At 43.8% G+C, this 201-nt stretch carries 1 rRNA gene; it reads left to right on the top strand.

The features are described 5' to 3' along the window. Positions 1 to 97 precede the first annotated feature (97 nt). Positions 98 to 201, top strand: a 5S ribosomal RNA gene (gene rrf / locus NJD71_RS13935); the annotation flags it as partial.

Raw genomic sequence — 201 nt, 5'->3', positions numbered from 1 at the left:
TTTAACCTTGATTCAGTTAGGTTACAAGTTGATCGACCATAAACTAAACATTTATAGTCAAACAATAAAAACAACAGACTCATATCTAACCCCCTTTGCTGACGACAATAGCGCGATGGCCCCACCTGATCCCTTCCCGAACTCAGAAGTGAAACATCGTTGCGCCAATGGTAGTGTGGTTCGCCCATGTGAGAGTAGGTC

This window comes from Psychrobacter sp. PP-21, assembly GCF_033790785.1.
Classification (GTDB): domain Bacteria; phylum Pseudomonadota; class Gammaproteobacteria; order Pseudomonadales; family Moraxellaceae; genus Psychrobacter.
This window is presented reverse-complemented; position numbering and strand designations above follow the sequence as displayed.